Source organism: Thermoactinomyces sp. CICC 10522 (genome assembly GCF_016055075.1).
GTDB lineage: Bacteria > Bacillota > Bacilli > Thermoactinomycetales > Thermoactinomycetaceae > Thermoactinomyces_A > Thermoactinomyces_A daqus.
This window is the reverse complement of record NZ_JAECVY010000042.1, coordinates 1-5,386: the sequence shown is the minus strand read 5'-3', so window position 1 is coordinate 5,386 and position 5,386 is coordinate 1. Positions and strand designations below refer to the sequence as shown.

Below are 5,386 nucleotides of genomic sequence, written 5' to 3'. Positions count from 1 at the left end.
CAGCCGCCGAAGGTGGGGCAGATGATTGGGGTGAAGTCGTAACAAGGTATCCCTACCGGAAGGTGGGGATGGATCACCTCCTTTCTAAGGAGCTCTTCATAGAGCAAATGAACCGATTACTTCTCGGGTCATGCCTTACTCACTCTTTAGTTTTCAGGGAACACTTTAACCCCCTTTTTGCCTGGTTGGCTGAGGGGGTTTTTCTTATTTCATGGTATGATGGAATCACCAAGAAAAGGGATTTGATCTGAGCAGGAGGGAAACTGAATGCGTTTGGGAAAGCAAAAGATCTTGCCGGCGGCAAAGAGTATTAAAGATTTTGAGAAAATGATGAACAGCCGGTTTCAAACCATTATTTTACTGGATTCCCATGTAGCCCAGCTGCCATCGCTGATGAAATTGGCAAACCGATATCAAAAACAGGTTTTGTTGCATGTCGATTTGATCCAGGGGTTGAAAAGCGATGAATATGCCGCCGAGTTCCTATGCCAGGTGATAAAACCCGCCGGTCTGATTTCCACGCGCACACCGGTAGTCCAAGTGGCAAAGAAAAAGTCGTTAATCGCCATTCAGCGCGTGTTTCTTCTGGATACCCACGCCCTGGAAACCAGCTATCGGCTGTTGAAAACATCGCAGCCCGATTATATCGAGGTATTGCCCGGGGTGATTCCCCATATCATCAGGGAGGTAAGGGAAAATACCGGGATTCCCATTTTGGCTGGAGGGTTGATCCGAACGAGACAAGAGGTGAGAGAAGCATTGGAAGCGGGGGCGGAAGCAGTGACGACATCAAGCCAAAATCTATGGGAATATAAATAAAAGTATTGAAAAATGTATGTTCATATTTTAAAATGGAATTGTGAACGCTTACACACCCTTGAACCCGACCAAGTTAATAACAGACATGAGTTTTGGAGAGTCACTAAACCTTCTTTTCTACCGCGGAAGGAAAAGAGGAATTTTAGTGATTCTTTTTATTTATGAACTATTTTTCTGAGTATTACGAGTAATAAAACGCCAGGGGAGGATGGATATGTCTCATTTTGCAGCTGAATTAATCGGGACAATGATCTTGATCTTATTGGGGGATGGCGTTGTGGCCGGGGTTGTCTTAAACCGGTCCAAGGCGCAAAACGCAGGTTGGGTTGTCATTACATTAGGGTGGGGATTGGCGGTGATGGTTCCCGCTTATCTGGTCGGCCATGTCAGCGGTGCGTATCTCAACCCTGCGGTTACGATCGGGTTTGCCATGGCCGGGAAACTCCCCTGGTCTGAGGTGGGCGGAATGATCGTGGCCCAGATGATCGGTGCCTTTTTGGGGGCCGTGCTTGTTTGGCTTTTCTATTATCCACATTGGAAGGTCACGGATGATGCCGAGGCGAAACGGAATGTTTTCTGCACTAGTCCGGCCATCCGCAGCCCGTTTTTCAATTTCCTGTCCGAAGTGATCGGCACATTTGTATTGGTCTTTGCCTTATTGGGCTTCGGAGCCAAGGGAATTGTGTTTGCCGACGGCTTGCAGACGCTGGTGGTTGGATTCCTGATTGTCTCGATTGGGATGTCACTCGGCGGAACGACGGGATATGCAATAAATCCTGCGCGTGATCTTGGACCGCGATTGGCTCATGCTCTCCTGCCGATTGCCGGAAAAGGGCACTCTGATTGGGGATATGCCTGGATTCCGGTTGTCGGGCCGGTTGTCGGTGCGTTGATTGCGGCATTGAGCTTTGTCGTGTTGTTCCAATAAAGGAGAGGTGAACAGGAATGAAAAAGAAATACGTACTTGCCATTGATCAGGGAACAACCAGTTCCAGAGCGATTTTGTTTGATCGCCAAGGCCGGATCAAAGAAATGGCGCAAAAAGAATTTACTCAGTATTTTCCGCAACCGGGCTGGGTGGAACATGATGCGGTGGAGATCTGGGATTCGGTTCGTCAAGTCATCGCAGAGGTCTTGCAAAAAGCCGGAGCTCATGCAGACGAGATCGCAGCGATCGGGATCACCAATCAGCGGGAAACCGCCGTTGTCTGGGACCGGCATACGGGGGAACCGGTCTACCATGCGATTGTGTGGCAATCACGCCAAACGGCCGGGATTTGCGCTGAACTGATGGAAGAGGGTTATCAGGAGGTATTCCGGGACAAAACGGGTCTTTTGATCGACGCATATTTTTCCGGTACCAAAGTGAAATGGATTTTGGACCAGGTGGACGGTGCGCGGGCAAAAGCGGAAAAAGGGGATCTGTTGTTTGGAACTATTGACAGCTGGCTTGTCTGGAAACTCTCCGGGGGAAAAGCCCATATAACGGATTATACCAATGCTTCGCGCACCCTGATGTATAATATCCATGACCTGAAGTGGGATGACGCGTTATTGGAGATTTTGACTGTCCCTGCCGCCATGTTGCCGGAAGTCCGTTCTTCCTCGGAAGTTTATACCGTGACCCATCCCGATGTATTTTTCGGGAAAGAGGTGCCGATTTCCGGAATTGCCGGCGATCAGCAGGCGGCGCTGTTCGGGCAGGCCTGTTTTGAGCAGGGGATGGCGAAAAACACTTACGGAACCGGTTGTTTTATGTTGATGAACACGGGCAGCAAGGCGGTTCGCTCCAAGCATGGATTATTGACCACCATTGCTTGGGGGATCGACGGAAAAGTGGAATATGCCCTGGAGGGAAGCATTTTTATCGCTGGTTCGGCTGTCCAGTGGCTTCGTGACGGGTTGCAACTGATTCAAACAGCGGCGGAATCGGAGGACTTAGCGGTTAAGGTGGTTTCGACAAACGGAGTGTATGTGGTTCCCGCTTTTGTGGGTCTGGGAACCCCGTATTGGGATTCCGATGCGCGCGGTGCCGTATTCGGTTTGACCCGCGGCACTTCCAAGGAACATTTCATCCGGGCCACATTGGAATCACTGGCATACCAGACCAAAGATGTATTGACTGCAATGGAGGCCGATTCCGGGATTCGCCTGAAAAAACTGCGCGTTGACGGCGGAGCCACTGCCAATGGATTTTTAATGCAATTCCAGAGCGATGTTCTCGGTGTACCGGTTGAACGGCCGATTGTCCTGGAAACAACGGCGTTGGGAGCAGCATATTTGGCAGGATTGGCGGTTGGATTTTGGAACAATAAACAGGAGATCGCGGATCATTGGGCGATTGACCGCACCTTTAATGTGAAAATGGATGACAATTCTCGCAATAAATTGTATAATGGTTGGGTAAAGGCAGTAGAAGCTACGCGAGCATTTAAACTCGATTAATCCATACAAGTTAATAGTTGGCGGAGAACAGGAGAAAACCACATGACCTTATGTGTTCGCACATAGGGTTTATGTGGTTTTTCTTTTTATCAAAAGGAGGAGAACCAAAATGGCGATACCTTTTACGGTGAAAGAACGCAGTCGTTTGCAAACGGAATTGGCAGGAAAACAACTGGATCTGCTTGTCATCGGAGGAGGAATCACCGGGGCGGGGATTGCTTTGGATGCCCAGTCCCGGGGAATCGAAACGGTTGTCATTGAGATGCAGGACTTTGCTGCCGGCACTTCCAGCCGTTCAACCAAGCTCGTACATGGAGGACTTCGCTATTTAAAACAGCTCGAAGTCGGTCTGGTGGCCGAGGTCGGCAAAGAGCGGGCAATTGTTTATGAAAACGGACCGCATGTGACGACCCCGGAATGGATGCTGCTCCCGATTATTCCCGGCGGGTCGCTTGGCAAATTTGCCACATCAGTCGGGTTAAAGGTATATGATTTTCTGGCAGGGGTAAAAAAGAGTGAACGACGCAGGATGTTGTCCAAAGAAGAAGCGCTTCAAATGGAGCCGCTTTTGCGCAAAGAGGATTTAAAAGGAGCGGGGTACTACGTCGAGTACCGGACGGATGACGCCCGTCTGACCCTGGAAGTGCTGAAAAAAGCGGTCAGCCTCGGAGCGAAGGCATTTAACTACATGAAAGCGGAAGAGCTGTGCTATGAAGGCGGGAAACTGACGGGCGTTCTGGTCCGGGATCTGCTGACTGATGAAACTTTCCGGCTGAAAGCAAAAAAAATCGTGAATGCGACCGGTCCCTGGGTTGACGAACTGCGGGAAATGGACGGATCGAAGAAAGGGAAAACCATTCACTGGACCAAAGGTGTCCATCTCGTTGTCGATCAGAAACGATTCCCGCTGAGGAAGGCGGTTTATTTTGATACTCCGGATCAGCGCATGGTGTTTGCCATTCCGCGTGACGGCAAAACCTATATCGGAACGACGGATACCGATTATCACAATGATCTGGTTAACCCGCGTGTGACCGAGGAAGACCGCGATTATCTCATTCGGGCCGTGAATCACATGTTTCCGGAAATCCAGTTGACCAAAGGGGATGTTGAAGCGTTCTGGGCAGGAATTCGCCCGCTCATCCATGAAGAGGGAAAATCCCCTTCGGAAATCTCGAGAAAGGACGAAATCTTCCGTTCAGCGACAGGATTGATCACCATTGCCGGCGGAAAACTGACCGGATACCGCAAGATGGCGGAAAAAGTGGTTGATTTGATCGCCAAAGAGTTAAAAAAAGAGACAGGCAAATCCTACCCGGGATGCCAGACGGAGCGGATTGCCATATCCGGAGGGGAAGTGGGCGGTTCGCAAGGGTGGCGCACTTTTTTGGCACAAAAACAGCAACAGGGAATCGACATCGGCCTCACATCGGAAGAATCACTGCGTCTGGTGAAGCTGTATGGTTCCAATGTAGATGAAGTTTTTGCCTGGGTCGGGAGAGGGCGGCAAGAAGCGCAGCATTTTGGGCTTTTGCCGGCGGTTTATGCCACGGTCATGTACGGGATCGAGCAGGAATCGGTTGCCAAGCCGGTGGATTATTTCATTCGCCGTACAGGCAGCATGTTCTTTGATATCAATTGGGTGAAAGAGTGGAAAGAACCCGTGTTAACTTTGATGAAAGAGAAATTGGGATGGAGTCAATCGCAAATGGAGACTTATGCAGACGAGTTGGAAGAGGCGATCATCATAGCCACTGAAACGGTAAACTCTTGACAGGCAGCGCCATCGGTGGGGTTTCGTACTCCATCGGGCGTTGCTTTTTTTTGGTGGAAAATGTGATTTTACTTCGGGGAATCGGTGCGGGAATGTTAAACTGCCCGGCTTTGCAAGGTTTTCCGATTTAGGATTGATTTCCGTTTGGGATGAATTTTCTTTGCGGAGAAAAAAATATAAAAAAAGGGTTGCAATATGATGTTACCCGTGATATATTATTTCTTGTCGCCGCAATGACCGGCGCAACGAAGAGAACGCACCTTGAAAATAAGATATGGAATAAGGCAAATGACGAAATGGTCATTCGTCAAGTTGCATCACCGGGAGAGAAACCGTAGCAGGTTAAGC

4 protein-coding genes and 1 rRNA gene are annotated in these 5,386 nt (G+C 49.6%); all 5 read left to right on the top strand.

Features of this window, described 5'->3' with window-relative positions; translation table 11 throughout:
* Positions 1 to 84: ribosomal RNA gene (locus I8U18_RS17410) — 16S ribosomal RNA — on the top strand; the annotation flags it as partial.
* Between the two features lie 183 nt (positions 85 to 267).
* Entirely contained in the window at positions 268 to 819 is a 552-nt protein-coding gene (locus I8U18_RS17405) for a glycerol-3-phosphate responsive antiterminator (protein WP_033102322.1), read from the top strand.
* A gap of 214 nt (positions 820 to 1,033) precedes the next feature.
* Entirely contained in the window at positions 1,034 to 1,747 is a 714-nt protein-coding gene (locus I8U18_RS17400) for an MIP/aquaporin family protein (protein ID WP_198056611.1), read from the top strand.
* Between the two features lie 17 nt (positions 1,748 to 1,764).
* Positions 1,765 to 3,264 (top strand): glycerol kinase GlpK, encoded by a 1,500-nt coding sequence (gene glpK / locus I8U18_RS17395; protein WP_198056610.1) that lies wholly within the window; start codon positions 1,765 to 1,767, stop codon positions 3,262 to 3,264.
* 109 nt (positions 3,265 to 3,373) lie between these two features.
* Positions 3,374 to 5,038, top strand: coding sequence for a glycerol-3-phosphate dehydrogenase/oxidase (locus tag I8U18_RS17390; RefSeq protein WP_198065171.1), 1,665 nt, complete (start codon positions 3,374 to 3,376; stop codon positions 5,036 to 5,038).
* Positions 5,039 to 5,386 lie beyond the last annotated feature (348 nt).